This is a genomic window from Filifactor alocis ATCC 35896, assembly GCF_000163895.2.
Taxonomy (GTDB): Bacteria; Bacillota; Clostridia; order Peptostreptococcales; family Filifactoraceae; genus Filifactor; species Filifactor alocis.
In genome coordinates this window covers 966,911-983,883 of record NC_016630.1, presented here as the reverse complement: position 1 = coordinate 983,883, position 16,973 = coordinate 966,911, and the positions used below count along the sequence as shown (strand labels likewise).

The window sequence follows — 16,973 nt, the reverse complement described above, 5'->3', positions numbered from 1 at the left end:
TAAAAGATTACTTTCTGCTTCTGTTGATAAGTCTTTCAATGAAAAATTGATATCAAAATTAAGCTTAGGGAGGAATTTATGTGAATCAGGTTATTAATGTAGAACATTTTAATTTTTTATTGGTATTTTTAGAGGGAGTAGTTTCCTTTTTTTCACCTTGTATCTTACCGATTTTACCTATTTATTTAGGATATTTAGCAGGGCAATCAGAGAAAGATGTGAAGAAAAACAAGATTGTAAATATGTTGTTTTTCGGAGTAGGAATTGCGTTGTCGTTCTTTATTTTGGGAATGGCTTTTACCGGAATCGGAAAGTTTTTTGATACAAATAAGGCGATGTTCAGTAGGATAGGCGGAGTGATTGTTCTGTTACTCGGACTTTATCAAATCGGATTTTATCAGAGTGATTTTCTGAATCGTGAAAGACGAATCAAACCGTTATGGGGCACAGGAAAAGTGGGGCCGCTTGTTGCACTTTTAATGGGATTTACTTTTAGCTTTGCTTGGACGCCTTGTGTAGGACCAATGTTGTCTTCTGTATTGATTATGGCATCAGGAGCGAAGACCGCGTTGCTCGGCAAAGTGTTGGTTGGGGTATATGCAGTCGGATTTTTAATTCCGTTTGTAGTATTTGGAATTTTTACAGATTTCATTATGAATTTTGTTGAGAAGAAAACAAGATTATTTCAATGGATTCCTAAATTAGGAGGTGTTCTGTTAATTGTAATGGGGTTGATTATTTTTACAGGAAAATTTAATTCCATAACAGGATATTGGAGTAGTATGTCGGTACAAGAACAGCAAAAAACAGTTGAAAGTGAACATACAAATCAAAAAGAAGAGAAGCAAGAGCAATCCGAAGAAAAAAAAGATTCCAATCAACAGGCAGAAACAATTCCCGGTTGGAATTTTGAAGAAAAAGACCAAAACGGAACGGTCCATACTTTAGAGCAATACAGGGGAAAGGTTGTATTGTTGAATTTTTGGGCAAGTTGGTGCGGCCCTTGTAATGCAGAATTACCGGATATCGAAGAACTTTATCAGGAATATGGACAGAACAGTAAAGATGTGATTATTTTGGGAGTAACGAACCCGAAGTCGGATGATTTTTTACAATCAGCTGATGTAACGGAGAGTGAATTAAAGGAATTTATAAAGGGAAAAGCATTTGATTTTCCTACAATGATGAATTCGTCCGGAAGTATTTTTGCAGATTATCAAGTCGGTGCTTTTCCAACCACTTTTATCTTGGATAAAGAAGGTAATATCGTTGGGTATTCTCAAGGTGCTTTACCGAAGGATGTCTTAAAAGATGCGATAGAGAAGCTAAGATAAGTATCTTTATAAAATAGATTGACGGATAGATAGGAATTTGATAAAATGAGTTTGCTATGCTAGACGGGGAGTTAGCGGTGCCTTGTAACCTGCAATCCGCTTTAGCAGGGTTGAATTCCATACAGAGGGGCATCTTGGTTGTTATGCCGGAAGAGAATTATGTTGATTCGTTGGTCCCATGCAATAGGAGCTTATGAACCTTGTCAGGTCTGGAAGGAAGCAGCAATAAGTAATGTCTTCTGTGTGTTGTGGGAGTGCTGATGATGAGTAGTTTTTTACGAAACAGACAATTGAAACACTTCGAAGTATGGTGCATAGCATCTTGTGAAAATATGGAAAGAGTTGGCAAAAAGTCCAACTCTTTTTTGTGATTTGATTTCGTGAAATGTGGCCTATAGGACAAAAAGTGTTGATAAAAACTTACTAATCCATTGGGATTTCAAGCATTAAATATGATATATCTTTCTTATTTTATCACTTTTTGGAGAAATGTAGTACAAATGAGAAATATATTATAAAAGTGGTAAATTGTTCTAAAATCTCAAAGTTAATTTCTTCTGAAAATGTGAGTAAAACAGCTCATATCATACAAGAGGCAAGTTTGTATCTTGTAAGGTTGTAATCTGATTTTTCTTTCGATAAAATACAGAGCGGATTTTTTCGCCCTTGTTCTTTTTGAAAAACATGATATAGTATAATTTGAACAAGAACAATAAAAAAACAAAGAGGTGATGGAACTGATTGTCGGGAAAACTGTGATAAGTGATGCAACACTTTGATGGTATATAAAAACAACAAGAGTGATTTTTGTGATAAGATGTGGTAAGAATAGAAACGAAAACTTTTGTAAGAAACATAGTAGCAAGCAGGTTACGAAAAAACAATTTTGAAAAAGATGATTCTTTTTGTTTCTAAATTGTAAAGCTTATTCCATAAGAATAGAGTACAATATACTTAGGATGATAAAATTTTAATAAGAATCTATTGACAGACATTTGTTAGAAAAAGAGAGTAAGACTTTTTCGCTGAAAAGAAGTAGGAATACTTTTTGAAAGGAGAATATTATGAAAAAAATAAAGTGGATGACACTTATGGTAAGCATATGTTTGGTATTGGGATTGTTTGCAGGTTGTGACAAAAACAATGAAAATCCTGAACCGCCTGTTCCTACAAATCCGAGTTCGTCGTCACAAGGACAGGAAAAAACAGAAACATTGGCACAAATTTTCCCGCAAGACGGAGAAGAACATTTTTATCATGGATATTCAGAGTTTGGATATTCTTTAAAGTTTGAAAAAAGAGAAGAAAAAGACGGAAAGACGACTCTTGTTTATCAAGGATATATGATTGACGGAGAGGGAGACGATCCGAATGACAGAACCTTTAAGATGGTGTATGAGTTGTCGGAAGATGGTGCTGTTTGCAGAGTAGAAAAATCAAAGGAGTTTGGAACATATGATTCTCTTCATTTGATGAATTCTGCAGTGGAAGAGCAAAGTGTATTAAAGTTTCCTTTGGAGAGAGGGAATAAATGGGAAGAAGAATTTATTTTCCGAGGCAAAACTTATACCGCGCATTCTGAGATTGTGGATGTGTACAAATCCGCTTCCGGAAATACATGTTATAACGTAACAACACATGTTGATGGAATTGATGGATTCTTGGGTAACACTTATGATGAACTCAGAGTATATGAAGAGGGGAAAGGTTTAACGAAGTTTGAGAATAAGCTTCCTCTGTCTGTGTTTTCTTCTGAAAGTATGGGAATGACAGAAAACGATTATAAGTTTATGTATAGTTTGGTGGAAAATTAGAAAAACCTTTAGATAAAAATATTGAAATTTAAAGTTGACAATTTAAATAATTGTGATATACTTTGCTATAAGTTCATAGGATTGTGATGAAGAGAAGAGTATATTTGAGGAAGATTTTGCAGAGAGGTCAGTCAGGTGAAAGTGATCAATACAAATCAAATAGAAGATGGTCTTGGAGCATTGTGGTCGAATGATTAGATTACAACGGGAAGTGCCCGTTACAGCACGACGGTATGACGAGAAATCAAGTACCGGTAGAGGTCAAAATAGTGATATTTTGATAAACAAAAGGTGGTAACGCGATAATTCGTCCTTTTTATCTGTAGTGATATGGGTAAAAAGGACTTTTTTTTGAGGAGCTTATCTATGCCGGAAGAAGAAAAATAATGCGTTACCGAGCAAAGAAGAATTTATGCTTCATGAGATGAAGAAATTTTGAATGTCAGAACAAAAAAGACTCTTAGTAACAATCAAATAGTAACAATCAAAAAATATTTTTTGGATGATTCATTTAAAGCACATGCTTGGCAAAATTCTTATTGTGTTCAAAAAGTGATGTCATAAATTGTGATAGATGCGAAAGGAGGAGGAATTTTGGAACAAAATTTATGTTTAGAGTCTGTTCATTTGGATGATGATGTAAAGGAATTATCAGAACAGATTATTGCTTGGAGACGACATTTTCATACACATCCGGAGCCCAGTTTAAAAGAGTACAAGACTTCCGCTTTTATCAAAAATTTGTTAAAAGAGTGGAATGTTCCTTTTGTCGAAGTGGAAGAAACAGGAATTTTGGCAGAACTCAAAGGAACAAAAGGAGAAGGAAAAACAATTTTTTTGCGGGCTGATATGGATGCTTTGGAGATGCCAGATAGAACAGGAGCGTCATATTGTTCACAAGAAGAGGGATTGAATCATTCTTGCGGACATGACGGACACACTGCGGCATTGTTGGGAGCAGTTAAAATTTTGAAAGATAGAGAATTTAAAGGAACCGTCAAATTTGTTTTCCAAGCTGCAGAAGAGATTGGACGAGGTGCAAAACAATTTATCAACGGAGGATATCTGGAAGGAGGGGATTTCATTTTTGGAATCCATCTACATTCTCCGTCGGAAGTTGGAAAAGTGTTGGCAGTAGAAGGACCTCGAAGTGCATCTTGTGATATTTTTGATATTGAAGTGTTCGGAGAAAGTTCGCATTGTGCAAAACCCCATCAGGGGAAAGATGCCTTGCTTGCATCGGCACATATTGCAGTTTCGTTGCAGAGTATTGTATCCAGAAGAATCAATCCGTTAGATCCCATTTTGATTGCAATTGGAGAACTTCATGCAGGCACAAAATACAATATCTTGGCCGGAAAGGGTATCTTAAAGGGTACTTTGAGATGTTTCGATTCAAAAACAAGAGAATTTGCTCTGCAAGAGATAGAATATGTGGCACAAGAAACAGCAAAAATTTATGGAGCAACAGCTGTATTTCATAATTTTGCAGCTTCACCGGCATTGGTGAATGACAAGGCGGGTATGGATTTGGCAAGAAAAGTATTGGCACCGATTATTGGAACGGAAAATATTGTTAATCAAGCAGTTTCCAGTTTAGGTGGAGAAGATTTTGCCGATTATTTGGAGTATTTGCCCGGCGCGTTCTTGCATGTGGGAACTAAGAATCCAACGGATGAACGAACTTGGTATCCGCATCATCATGAAAAATTCGATATTGATGAACGAGCATTGCCGATAGCAACACAGGTTCATGTCAGTTATGCACTTGGATTTTTGCAAGAATAGAGTGTAGAGGGATAAAGTTAAAAAAATAGCTAAAGATAGTTAAAGAGTATAAAACAGAGATTGATGCTTGAACAACGATAATGACAATTTAGTCATTAAATCGTGTTTGAATAAAAATTTATCTTAAACAGGTATCAAAACGAATTATAAATAAAAAATTTTTAAAAATTAGGAAGGGGAAAAACATGAAGAAATTAACAACATTATTTTTAGCAGGACTTGTATTAACAGCAACATTGGCAGGTTGTGGTCAAAAAACAGATCAAGAGGCAACAGCAACAGACGCAGGAGGAACTCCGGTAGTATTGAAAGTAGGAGCAACACCGATTCCTCACGAAGAATTATTAAAATTTGTAGCACCTAAATTGGAAGAACAAGGTGTAAAATTGGAGATTGTAACTTTTACTGACTATGTACAACCAAATGCAGCTCTTGCAGACGGTCAATTGGATGCAAACTTTTTCCAACATTTACCATATTTAGAAAGCTACAACGAAAGCAACGGAACAAAGTTGGTATCTGTGGGAAACATCCATGTAGAGCCACTTGCATTATATTCTAAAAAAGTAAAATCAGTAGACGAACTTTCTGACGGAGCAACAATTGCAATTCCAAACGATCCTACAAACTGTGGACGTGCATTGATTTTGTTACAATCTAAAGGTATCATTAAATTATCTGATCAAGCAGGCTTGGAAGCTACTGAAAAAGATATTGTAGAGAACGCAAAAAACTTCACATTTAAACCTGTTGAAGCGGCACAGCTACCAAGAATTTTGGAAGAAGTGGACGGAGCTGTCATCAACGGAAACTATGCGATTGAATCAAGTTTAGTTCCAACCACAGATGCGTTGTTGTTAACTGCAACAGGAGAAGATAGAGTACTTGAAGGTTCTGAATCTCCATATGCAAATATCATTACAACAAGAGAAGATAACAAAGACAGTGAAGCAGTTAAAAAGTTAGTTGAAGTGTTACAAAGTGAAGATGTAAAAGCATTTATTGCAGAACATTACAATGGCGGAGTAGTACCTGCATTTTAGTTTTTGAATTGGAAGTTACGTTAAGATACCCATCCTCGTTTCTTTAAGCTTACAGTATAAGCATGTTGTCTGACATACTGTTTATTTTAGAAAATGACTCGCTTGGATAGTATTATTCAACAAAGGACAGAAACCTTGTTTCAAAATGTAGTGCTTTACAAAAAAAAGAAATCGTGATATAGTGACTTCATAGCTTAGAAGAAGACCAGTATAGGAGATGTTCTTTTGTAGAGAGCAGATGGTTGGTGAAAATCTGTGAAGAAACTCTTAGAATCCACTTTGGAGCTTTTTGGGATAACCAAAACGTGATAAGAGCGTTAATCTTAATGAGTTGGATTAGCAGATAATCAAATTAGGTGGTACCGCGAAAATTTTACCTTCGTCCTAATACATAGTATGTATTAGAGCGAAGGTTTTTTATATTATGATAAAGGGAGGAAGAACAATGTTAGACATTAAGAGAATTAAAAAAGATTTGGATGTAATTAAGGAAAGAATGCAGATTCGCGGAGAAAAAGATTTTTCTTTGGACGAAGTAGTGGAATTGGACAATCACAGAATTGAATATCTTCAAAAAGTGGAAGCGATGAAAAATGAACAAAAAACAAAATCGAAACAAATTCCGCAATACAAAAAAGAAGGAAAAGACACAACAGCATTGATGGCAGAACTGAAACGATTATCCGATGCGATTTCGGATTTGGATGTGAGAGTAAAAGAGACAGAAGATATTTTGTATCAAAAAATGCTTTGTATTCCGAATGTTCCGAACGAAAAAGTGATTCACGGAGAAACAGATGAAGACAACAAAGAAGTCAGAAAATGGGGAGAAGTTCCAAAATTTGACTTTGAGGCGAAAGCTCACTGGGATATCGGGACAGATTTGAATATTTTAGATTTTGACCGCGGAAGTAAAATTACGGGTTCTCGTTTCACTTTATATCGTGATTTGGGTGCAAGATTGGAACGTTCCATCATCAACTTTTTCTTGAATACACATACAGCTGAAAACGGATATACGGAAATGTTACCGCCTTTTATTGCAAATGCAAGAAGCTTTATCGGAACAGGACAGTTGCCGAAGTTTGAAGAAGACATGTTCCGTCTGGAAGGGTTGGATTATTATTTGGTACCGACAGCAGAAGTACCTGTTACAAACATCCATCGTGATGAAATTATGAAAGCGGAAGATTTGACGACAAAATATTGTTCCTATACACCTTGTTTCAGGGCAGAGGCAGGCTCAGCAGGGAGAGATACAAGAGGATTGATTCGTCAACATCAATTTCAAAAAGTAGAGTTGGTGAAATTTACAAAGCCGGAGGATTCTTATGCAGAATTGGAAACTTTGGTACAAGATGCGGAATCTGTTCTTCAAAAATTAGGACTTCCATATCGAGTGGTTCAAATTTGTTCCGGAGATTTGGGTTTTACAGCGGCGTTTAAATATGATTTGGAGGTATGGATGCCAAGCTATGGTCGTTATGTTGAGATTTCTTCTTGTTCCAATTTTGAAGATTTCCAATCAAGAAGAGCGAATATCCGCTTCAAACGAAGTAAAGAAGACAAACCTGAATTTGTCCATACATTGAACGGTTCCGGAGTGGCAATCGGTCGTACCGTAGCAGCTATTTTGGAAAATTACCAACAATCGGACGGGAGTGTAGTGGTTCCTGAAGTATTGAGACCGTATATGGGAGTAGATGTGATTAAATAAGTTGTTTTGCAGTAGAAATTTTTTACAGCAACTGAAATTTGATAAAGAGAAACATAAAAGATTCTGTTTCGGATTGTTGTGCAATGTTGAAAAAATAAAAGAAATGCCCTTAAGAACGATGTTAAGTTTTTCTTAGGGGCATTTTTGCGTATAAAGTAATATGGAAAGTCAATTAAATGATTGAACCAATCTCTATAAGTTTATACTTTAGATTTTTCCATTCATCAGTATATTTATACTGTCGCAGAGTCTGTCCATAACTTTTTCAAGTATCTGAAACACTTCATTTTTTAGGGAATAATGAAATCATTCTATTGAGTTTTAGTATAAAGAATATTTTTGAACAGTAAAGACTGTTGAGTAATGATTGTGATAAAAAATAATACCAATGAGGGTATCGGGAAACAAATAAATGAAAATTTGAGCAAAGTGCTGTCAAGCATAGATTGATGAAATACTGTTTATATCAATAATGCAGCGGATGTTTTTTGTTTTTTCTAATCGGTAGATAGATCGTGATTTGTACGATAAAAAATTCGAAAACGATATTAGGATGAGAGAATTGTTATCTGCCGTCTATAGACAGAGGCTCTATTTCTTTGTGTGATGGTTTGTTTTTAGGGTATCTTTATGTGTAAAAGGGTTGATTTTTCAAAAAAGAGTGGCAAAACTATCTTTAATGATTTACAATAAATATATGTTTTAGATGAAGTTTCGTTTTGTGGCTGCTGTTTTATACAAAAACAAATTTGATAGTTTAACAAAATATTGGTAAAACAGTTGATAACATCACCAAAATAATTTTTACAAATTTGGACGAGTTTTATTACTTTTTTTGAAAATATTTTTTAAATATATTCCACAGAATATGAATAAAATGACATTATAAGATATAGTGAGGAGAAGGAAATGCAATACATTTCAGTTTCGAGTGGGAGTTCCGGGAACTGTCACTTTATATCAGACGGAAGTACAAAAATTTTGATAGATGCAGGCTTGAGCGGAAAAAAGATTGAAAAAAATCTTTTGGAACACTCTCAAGAGCTCAAAGATATTCAAGGAATTTTTGTAACACATGAACATCTTGACCATATCAAAGGGGTTGGGATTTTGAGCAGGCGATATGACATTCCGGTTTATGCGACAGAAGGAACATGGAGAGGAATGGAAGAGGGTCTTGGAAATATTGTTGAAAAAAACAAAAAAATAATTGAAATCGGAGACTCTGTAGAGGTAGGAACGATACAATTGGACGCTTATTCTGTTTTGCATGATGCATTGGAGCCTTGTGGCTTTACAATTACAGACGGAAGAAAGAAGATTTCTATAGCAACGGATTTGGGTTATGTGACAGAAGAGGTAATCGATGCATTGCAAGGTTCCGAGCTTGTTGTATTGGAATCCAATTATGATGATGAACTGTTGCGATACAGCGGATATCCTTATGCACTCAAGTCAAGACTTCGTTCCAATCAAGGGCATTTGAGCAATGAAGATGCGGGGAAATTATCTGTTTTTCTTGTGCAATCGGGAATCACCAGAATAGCATTGGCACACTTAAGCAAGGAAAACAATCATCCGATGTTAGCACAACAAGTGGTTTCTGAGATGATGAAAGAACAACTGATTACAGAAAAAGATGTTGAATTGAGCGTTCTTCTTCGAGATTGTGTTTCGGAACAATATATCTTATAAAAATTTATCTTTTTTAGAAAGAAGAAAGAGGAGGAAACGACGATGAGTGCAAAAAAATCTGCGTTTATGTCAGCGGTTGCAGGAGTTCTTGTAGGATCTATGCTTACCTTCTTGTGTATGCCGCAGTTGATACAAAAGACAAGCATGGGAAAGGAGCTTTCGAATCAGATACAAAATGAAGTAGAGAGTGCGGATGTTTCAGCAGACAAGGTAACTTATGTGCAGACTTCAACAGATAATATTTATAAAGCTGTGGCAAAAAAGGCAATGCCATCTGTTGTCGGAGTGCAAACAACATCGGAAGTGAGTGATTATTTCGGTTTTACCTATCCGGCAACAGGAGTCGGAACAGGGATTATCGTAGATAAAAACGGATATATTTTGACCAACTATCATGTTGTCGAAGGCGCAAAGAACAATCAAGCCAACATATTGTTACCTGACGGAACAAAAGAGACAGGAACGGTGATTTGGGGAGAAAGTTCTTTGGATTTGGCAGTGGTAAAAATTGCACGAACAGGACTACAGGCAATGGAACTTGGAGATAGTGACAAGTTGGAAGTGGGAGATTTGGCAATTGCGATTGGAAATCCGTTGGGACTTGATTACCAAAGAACCATGACAGAAGGAATTATCAGCGGATTGAATCGAACTTTGACTGTAAATTCGACTTCAGCTTACACAGGACGAACCGAAAAAGTAACGATGGATCATTTGATTCAAACTTCAGCGGCAATCAACAGAGGGAACAGCGGGGGACCGTTGTTGGATGCTTCCGGACGAGTGATTGGAATCAACACTTTGAAAGAAGGAACCGGAGAAGCATTAGGTTTTGCCATCCCGATCAATTCTGCAAAGCCGATTATAGAACAGGTAATTACAACAGGAAAAGTAGAAAAAGTGGTTCTTGGCATCAAAGGGCAAGATATGGATGTTGTCGAACAGTTGTCCGGTAATAACTATGGAGCAGAAGAAGGCGGTGCATTTGTATTTTCGGTAATAGAACATTCTCCGGCAGATAAAGCGGGTCTCAAAGGAGAGGATGTTATTATTCAAATAGAAGATAAAAAAATTACCGGTATGCAAGATATTTCAAAAGCACTATTCTCCTATAAAAAAGGGGATCGTGTAAAAGTGACTGTGATTCGTGACAAAACAAAAAAGGTAATAGAGGTAGAATTTTAATTAAGTAAAAAATAAGAAAGAAATGTTGAAAATGATGCGTTGTGAGCAGTTTTTCCATTATGAGAATCATTGAAAAAAGAAATACTGACATAACTGCATCGTTTTTTTGTTACATAGTAAAACGATATGTTCATACTCTGTTTCTGTGTCTGTTTTCATTTTCACTTATACTATTATTGGTTGAATTTTTTAATATCATCTCTGTTTCAAATGGTGGTTTGTAGTATAAATTCTTATTTCCCCTAAACGACTACAAATATGTTTCCCTCACATTGATAAGAAGGGATTGAGTGTATTGTTCAACATGGATTTATAGCAAGTTTCGTTAGTTTTGTACCCATATGAAACGGAGCAAAATTTAAAAAATACCATGTGGATAATAATGGGAGTTATACACATAGAGTGTGTATAATTGTTAGGAAAACAAACATATGTGCTGTCGATATTACAATGTGAAAATACAATTTTTATGTTTTTATCCACAAAAAACGGGGATATCCACAATTGTTTATCAACTTATCCACAATTTATTTTCAAAAAAATGATATAAATCATCTGATTTTTTATAAAATAGAGAATTTTTGATGTTTTATATAGGAAATTTCATCAATTTATATTAGTATATATAGTAGGAGCTATTGTAGGGGGGAGTGATATCATGAGAGAGAAAGATAATGACGAGAATGTTCTTGAATTTGAAATTATCAATAAAATTTTAAATGGGACAAAGGAAGAAATCGAAGAAGAGATGGAAAATATCCACCCTGTCGATTTGTTGGAAGAGTTAGAGCAATATGAAGGGAATCCGAATGATATCCTAAAAAAATTACCTGATTATTATGTTGCATCGTTGATTGGGGAAATGGAGGATGAGGATAAGTATAAGATGCTGTCTTCTTTCTCTCAACAGCGTGAAGAAAATATCATCTCTGAGATGGCGTCAGATGATTTGGCGGACATGCTCGGTGAAGTAGATGAAGATGTTAAGGAAAAAATTATTTCTAAAATGGATCATGAACAGGCGGAAGAAGTAAGGTCTTTGTTAGGATACGAAGAAGATACCGCCGGTGGCTTGATGGCAAAAGAATTTATTGCAATCAAAGAAGAAATGACGATTGAGGAAAGCGTTGAATATTTGCGCGAAAAAGCACCTGATTCGGAAACGCCTTACTATATTTATGTATTGGATAACAAAGGGATATTAAAAGGAGTAGTATCGTTAAGAGATATTATTGTTGCAGAGAGAAATACTAAAATTCGAGATATTATGAATGAAAATGTCCTTTGTGTTCCGGTTGATATGGATCAGGAAGAAGTAGGAAGATTGTTTGAAAAGTATGGATATATGGTGATTCCGGTTGTGGATGAACATCATGTGATGTGTGGGATTATTACCTTTGATGATATTATTGATGTATTGAATGAAGAAACAACGGAAGATATTTATTTGCTTGGAGGCTTAAGCGAAGGTGAAACTATCGACAGTTCTCCGTTTTATGCTATTAGAAGCCGTCTTCCGTGGTTGATGATTAATTTGGTGACTGCTGCAATGGCTGCATCGGTTGTCGGGGCGTTTGAAGGAACGATTTCTAAAATAGTGGCACTGGCTACATTCATGCCGATTGTAACAGGAATGGGCGGAAATGCCGGAACACAGACATTAACTTTGATCGTTCGCGGAATTGCATTGGACGAATTAAATGAAAAAAATACAAAACAGGTATTGATAAAGGAATTGATCGTCGGAATCGTAAATGGAATATGTCTTGGAATTGTGGTGGGAATTGCCGCAAAACTATGGGTAGGCAAGGCGGTGTTTGGATTTATTATCGGACTTGCTATGGTACTGAATTTGATTGTAGCGGCATCTGCCGGTTATTTTGTACCGGTTATTTTAAAAAAATTAAATATTGATCCTGCATTGGCATCAGGGGTATTTGTTACAACATTTACAGATGTGATGGGATTCTTTTTCTTCTTAGGATTGGCGACTTTGTTTGTAGAGAAATTGGTGTAAATAATTAGGATGAATAAAAGGAACACTGTATGATTTGAAACAGTGTTCTTTTTTTATGAATTGAATTTTTAGGAAAGAAATAATACATCATAAAGTTGTGTTTTTTGTAAATAAATTACACAATATGTGGATAACTCTGTGGAAAAGTATTTTTTTCTGTGAATAAAGCGCTTTATTTTCTGTGAACAAACAAAAAAGGAGAGACTTGTATTTTGGAATACTTGAAAATACTATTTTATATTTCAGATCAAAACAGAGTGATAAAAAAGTTATTCACATGAAAAAAGATACATGTAAAATGATGTTTGACAAAATAAAAAAAATATGATTTTTATTTTTTGTTTTTCCATAAAACCGATATGAGATATTTTGAAAAAAGTATCTTTCTAAGAATTATAAAAAGTGAGTTTAGTTATTTGTTACATGGGTACATACAGAATAGAATCGCTTTATACTTTGAACAGAGTAGAATTGATTATAAACTGATAATGTTGCAATTACTGTTGTTCAATGCTTGATTCTGGATTATAGTATTTTTGTATTAGAAACTGTTTTTAAGTTAAAGAATTACAATTGAAATGAAAAAGCGAGCACCTCTGCACTTTAATTTAACAGAAAATTTCTAATATGATATGAGTATAAAATAATACATTTATGAAAATGAAGAGGATTGAGGGGGAACCAATCATGTATTTTAAAACAACACCGGAACATGAGAGCTTTCGAAAAAAAGTAAGAGAGTTCGCAGAGACAGAAGTAAAACCGATTGCTTTTATGTTGGATCAAAACAATGAATTTCCGACAGAAGCAGTAAAGAAAATGGGAGAGCTCGGACTTATGGGAATTCCGTATCCGAAAGAGTATGGCGGAGCAGGATTAGATGTAATCAGCTATGCAATCGCTGTAGAAGAATTGTCGAGAGTAGATGGTGGAACAGGTGTTATCTTGTCTGCCCATGTTTCATTAGGCTCTTACCCAATCGCAGCATTCGGTACAGAGGAACAAAAACAGAAATATTTAGTTCCTTTGGCAAAAGGCGAAAAGATTGGAGCATTCGGTTTGACGGAACCGGAAGCAGGAAGTGATGCAGGGGGAACACAGACAGTAGCAGAGTTGGTAGGAGATCACTACATTTTAAATGGGAATAAAATCTTTATTACAAATGCACCGAAAGCAGATACTTATGTTGTATTTGCTGTTACAACACCCGGAATCGGTGTGAAAGGAATCAGTGCATTTATCATAGAAAAAGGATGGGAAGGTTTCACATTCGGAGATCATTATGATAAATTAGGAATTCGTTCCTCTTCTACAGCAGAATTGATTTTTAACAATGTAAAAGTACCGAAAGAAAATTTATTAGGAAAAGAAGGACAAGGATTCCGTATTGCGATGGCGACTCTGGATGGAGGTCGTATTGGAATTGCATCTCAGGCGCTTGGGATTGCACAAGGTGCGTATGAACATGCCTTAAATTATGCAAAAGAGCGTGTTCAGTTCGGAAAACCGATTGCATTCCAACAAGCAATTTCCTTTAAAATTGCAGATATGGCGACAAAATTAAGAGCAAGTAGATTTATGATTTACAGTGCAGCTGAATTGAAGGAACATCACGAATCTTACGGAATGGAAGCTGCTATGGCAAAACAATATGCATCTGACAATTGTTTGGAAATTGTAAATGATGCACTTCAAATTTTCGGAGGTTCCGGATATTTGAAAGGAATGGAAGTGGAAAGAGCATACAGAGATGCAAAAATCACAACAATTTATGAAGGAACAAACGAAATTCAGCGTGTTGTTATTGCATCTTACCTTTTGGGAAGACCGCCAAAATCTAAAGGTGGAGCAGAAACAAAGAAAAAAGCCGAGTCTGTTACAGGAGATCGTAAAAAGATGATTTTCAAAGACGGTTCTGCAAAAGAACAAGTACAAGCTCTTGTAGATGCTTTGAAAAAAGACGGCTATGATTTTACAGTAGGAATCGATTTAGATACCCCTATTTCTGAAGCGGAAAGAGTAGTAAGTGCCGGAAAGGGAATTGGAGAGAAAGAAAATATGAAACTGATTGAAGCACTTGCAAAACAAGCCGGTGCGGCAGTAGGATCCTCCAGACCTGTTGCAGAAACATTAAAGTATCTACCTCTTAACAGATATGTAGGCATGTCAGGACAAAAATTCAACGGAAATCTATATATTGCAGTAGGAATTTCCGGAGCCGGACAACACTTGAAAGGAATCAAAACAGCTACAACAATCGTTGCAATCAACAACAATGCAAATGCACCAATCTTTAAGAATTGTGACTATGGTATTGTGGGAGATGCATTGGAAATTCTTCCGTTGTTGACAGAGGCATTGGATAACGGAAAAGAAAAAGATCCTGCACCACCTATGGTAAAAATGAAGCGTTCTAAACCTAAGAAATTAGCACCGAACTATAAACTATATGTATGTAACGGCTGTGGTTACGAATATGATGCAAAATTGGGTGATTCTGAAAATGATATCATGGAAGGAACTATCTTTGATAAATTACCGGATGAATGGATTTGTCCAAAATGTGGAGAAGAAAAACACAACTTTACAGAAGTAGAATTTCCGGAAAACCGTCGTTAATAATAGACTGAGACGAGATAACAAACGTAAAATTTAGTATAGGGGGAAATACGGATGTATAACGTAAGAAATGTAACAAAAGATTTGTACTGGATTGGTGGAAATGATCATAGATTGGCATTGTTTGAAAACATTCATCCCATTCCAAAAGGAGTATCCTACAACTCATATCTGCTTTTAGATAAAAAGACAGTATTGTTTGATACAGTAGACTGGTCAATTTGTAGAGATTTTTTGAGTAATATGGCTCATGTGTTGGATGGAAGAGATTTGGATTATATTGTAATTAACCACATGGAACCTGACCATGGAGCTTCTTTGGAGGAGGTATTGATTCGTTACCCAAAAGCAAAAATTATCAGTACAGAAAAATCATTCATGTTGATGAGACAGTTTGGGTTTGATGTGGATGGAAAAGAAATCCAAGTAAAAGAAGGTGATACCTTTAGTTTTGGAAAACATGAGGTCATATTTATAGAAGCGCCGATGGTACACTGGCCTGAAGCAATGGTGACCTTTGATAAGACAGATGGTGTATTATTCTCAGCAGATGCTTTTGGATCATTTGGAGCATTAGACGGCAAACTTTTCAATGATGAAGTGAACTTTGACAGAGATTGGATTGATGAGGCAAGAAGATATTATACAAATATCGTTGGGAAATATGGTCCTTTTGTACAATCTTTATTGAAAAAAGCAACTCCGATTTTACCGGACATCAAGTATATTTGTCCGTTACACGGACCGGTTTGGAGAAATGATTTTGAATATTTATTGGATAAATACAATAAATGGAGCTCTTACGAACCGGAAGAAAAAGCAGTTATGATTGCTTATGCATCCATGTACGGAAATACTGAATTTGCTGCACAAATTTTAGCAACAAAATTAGTGGAAAGAGGAATCAAAAATGTTGTAGTATATGATGTGTCTAATACACATGTATCTCAACTGATTTCTGAAGCATTCCGAGTAAGTCATATCGCATTATGTTCTGTAACTTATAACTTAGGAATTTATCCTGTTATGCACAACTTCTTAAACGATATGAAGGCATTAAATCTTCAAAACAGAACAGTTGCAATTGTTGAAAACGGTTCTTGGACTCCAAGATCAGGTGATTTGATGGAACAGTTCTTAGATGAAGAAATGAAATTTATGGATGTATTGAATGAGAGGGTAACAGTAAGTTCCTCTGTAAACGATTCAAGAGAAAAAGAATTGGATAGTTTGGCAGAAACCATCGTAAGTTCTTTAAATGAATAATGATTTGTTACAATATACACTTTCTAATAAATAATAACTTTGTTTTGAAAAGTAGGGCAATGTTGCTCTACTTTTCTTTTTGTTGGTATTTGTTTTTTTCATCCCATAAAAGGATCGATTTTGTAATATAAATAGTACCCTTTTTATACTAAAACTTAATCTCATACTAAGCGCGGCGTCAATTAGGTGTAGTGGATGTTTATGAAAAATAGGACAACATATCATAGTGTGCAAAAAACAGAGCTTTATTATAACACTTTAGTCAATGATTGGTATCAAATAGAAATGTCATAAAATTTAATGTGAAAGAAATACCGTCTTTAACATTGTGCCACTTGAAATAAGCGGAATGGAATGACCAAGTCATTGAACCGTGAACGGCACCTTCAAATTGTAACAGGGGGAATATGAAATAACTAATGTTATTTGTAAGAATTATTTTGTCTCAAAATATAAAAATATCCGAACAAAAAACACAAATATTTTTAGAATTTA

10 protein-coding genes, 1 other RNA gene and 2 other annotated features are annotated in these 16,973 nt (G+C 35.4%); all 11 genes read left to right on the top strand.

What is annotated here, in order from left to right; translation table 11 throughout:
• Nucleotides 1-80 precede the first annotated feature (80 nt).
• The 11 genes from HMPREF0389_RS04410 (at nt 81) to HMPREF0389_RS04365 (ending at nt 16,478) form a co-directional block, all read left to right on the top strand.
• Nucleotides 81-1,334, top strand: coding sequence for a cytochrome c biogenesis protein/redoxin (locus tag HMPREF0389_RS04410; protein ID WP_014262486.1), 1,254 nt, complete (start codon nt 81-83; stop codon nt 1,332-1,334).
• A 54-nt stretch (nt 1,335-1,388) separates the two neighbouring features.
• An RNA gene (ffs, locus tag HMPREF0389_RS08875) (signal recognition particle sRNA large type) lies at nt 1,389-1,652 on the top strand.
• A gap of 746 nt (nt 1,653-2,398) precedes the next feature.
• Nucleotides 2,399-3,148: a hypothetical protein gene (locus HMPREF0389_RS04405; protein ID WP_041250802.1), complete on the top strand. Its 750-nt coding sequence runs from the start codon at nt 2,399-2,401 to the stop codon at nt 3,146-3,148.
• Nucleotides 3,149-3,225: 77 nt separating this feature from the next.
• Nucleotides 3,226-3,466, top strand: a binding site (T-box leader).
• Between the two features lie 276 nt (nt 3,467-3,742).
• Nucleotides 3,743-4,936 (top strand): amidohydrolase, encoded by a 1,194-nt coding sequence (locus HMPREF0389_RS04400; RefSeq protein ID WP_014262484.1) that lies wholly within the window; start codon nt 3,743-3,745, stop codon nt 4,934-4,936.
• A gap of 185 nt (nt 4,937-5,121) precedes the next feature.
• Nucleotides 5,122-5,979: a MetQ/NlpA family ABC transporter substrate-binding protein gene (locus HMPREF0389_RS04395; protein WP_014262483.1), complete on the top strand. Its 858-nt coding sequence runs from the start codon at nt 5,122-5,124 to the stop codon at nt 5,977-5,979.
• A gap of 186 nt (nt 5,980-6,165) precedes the next feature.
• Nucleotides 6,166-6,369, top strand: a binding site (T-box leader).
• Between the two features lie 55 nt (nt 6,370-6,424).
• Nucleotides 6,425-7,696 carry a serine--tRNA ligase gene (gene serS, locus HMPREF0389_RS04390; RefSeq protein ID WP_014262482.1) on the top strand — a complete coding sequence of 424 codons (1,272 nt, stop codon included), beginning with the start codon at nt 6,425-6,427 and terminating at the stop codon, nt 7,694-7,696.
• 909 nt (nt 7,697-8,605) lie between these two features.
• The gene (locus HMPREF0389_RS04385) at nt 8,606-9,391 is read left to right on the top strand and encodes an MBL fold metallo-hydrolase (RefSeq protein WP_014262481.1); all 786 of its coding nucleotides are present in this window, start codon (nt 8,606-8,608) and stop codon (nt 9,389-9,391) included.
• Between the two features lie 42 nt (nt 9,392-9,433).
• The gene (locus HMPREF0389_RS04380) at nt 9,434-10,576 is read left to right on the top strand and encodes a S1C family serine protease (RefSeq protein ID WP_014262480.1); all 1,143 of its coding nucleotides are present in this window, start codon (nt 9,434-9,436) and stop codon (nt 10,574-10,576) included.
• 658 nt (nt 10,577-11,234) lie between these two features.
• Nucleotides 11,235-12,593 carry a magnesium transporter gene (gene mgtE / locus HMPREF0389_RS04375; RefSeq protein ID WP_014262479.1) on the top strand — a complete coding sequence of 453 codons (1,359 nt, stop codon included), beginning with the start codon at nt 11,235-11,237 and terminating at the stop codon, nt 12,591-12,593.
• A gap of 687 nt (nt 12,594-13,280) precedes the next feature.
• The gene (locus tag HMPREF0389_RS09385) at nt 13,281-15,212 is read left to right on the top strand and encodes an acyl-CoA dehydrogenase family protein (RefSeq protein ID WP_014262478.1); all 1,932 of its coding nucleotides are present in this window, start codon (nt 13,281-13,283) and stop codon (nt 15,210-15,212) included.
• A gap of 54 nt (nt 15,213-15,266) precedes the next feature.
• On the top strand, nt 15,267-16,478 hold the full coding sequence (locus HMPREF0389_RS04365) for an FprA family A-type flavoprotein (RefSeq protein WP_014262477.1): 1,212 nt from the start codon (nt 15,267-15,269) through the stop codon (nt 16,476-16,478).
• Nucleotides 16,479-16,973: the final 495 nt, after the last annotated feature.

Coding starts and splice junctions, on each gene's coding strand:
- HMPREF0389_RS09385 (WP_014262478.1), top strand. CDS start 13,281: ATGTATTTTAAAACAACACCGGAACATGAGAGCTTTCGAAAAAAAGTA.
- mgtE (WP_014262479.1), top strand. CDS start 11,235: ATGAGAGAGAAAGATAATGACGAGAATGTTCTTGAATTTGAAATTATC.
- HMPREF0389_RS04395 (WP_014262483.1), top strand. CDS start 5,122: ATGAAGAAATTAACAACATTATTTTTAGCAGGACTTGTATTAACAGCA.
- HMPREF0389_RS04385 (WP_014262481.1), top strand. CDS start 8,606: ATGCAATACATTTCAGTTTCGAGTGGGAGTTCCGGGAACTGTCACTTT.
- HMPREF0389_RS04405 (WP_041250802.1), top strand. CDS start 2,399: ATGAAAAAAATAAAGTGGATGACACTTATGGTAAGCATATGTTTGGTA.
- HMPREF0389_RS04365 (WP_014262477.1), top strand. CDS start 15,267: ATGTATAACGTAAGAAATGTAACAAAAGATTTGTACTGGATTGGTGGA.
- HMPREF0389_RS04380 (WP_014262480.1), top strand. CDS start 9,434: ATGAGTGCAAAAAAATCTGCGTTTATGTCAGCGGTTGCAGGAGTTCTT.
- serS (WP_014262482.1), top strand. CDS start 6,425: ATGTTAGACATTAAGAGAATTAAAAAAGATTTGGATGTAATTAAGGAA.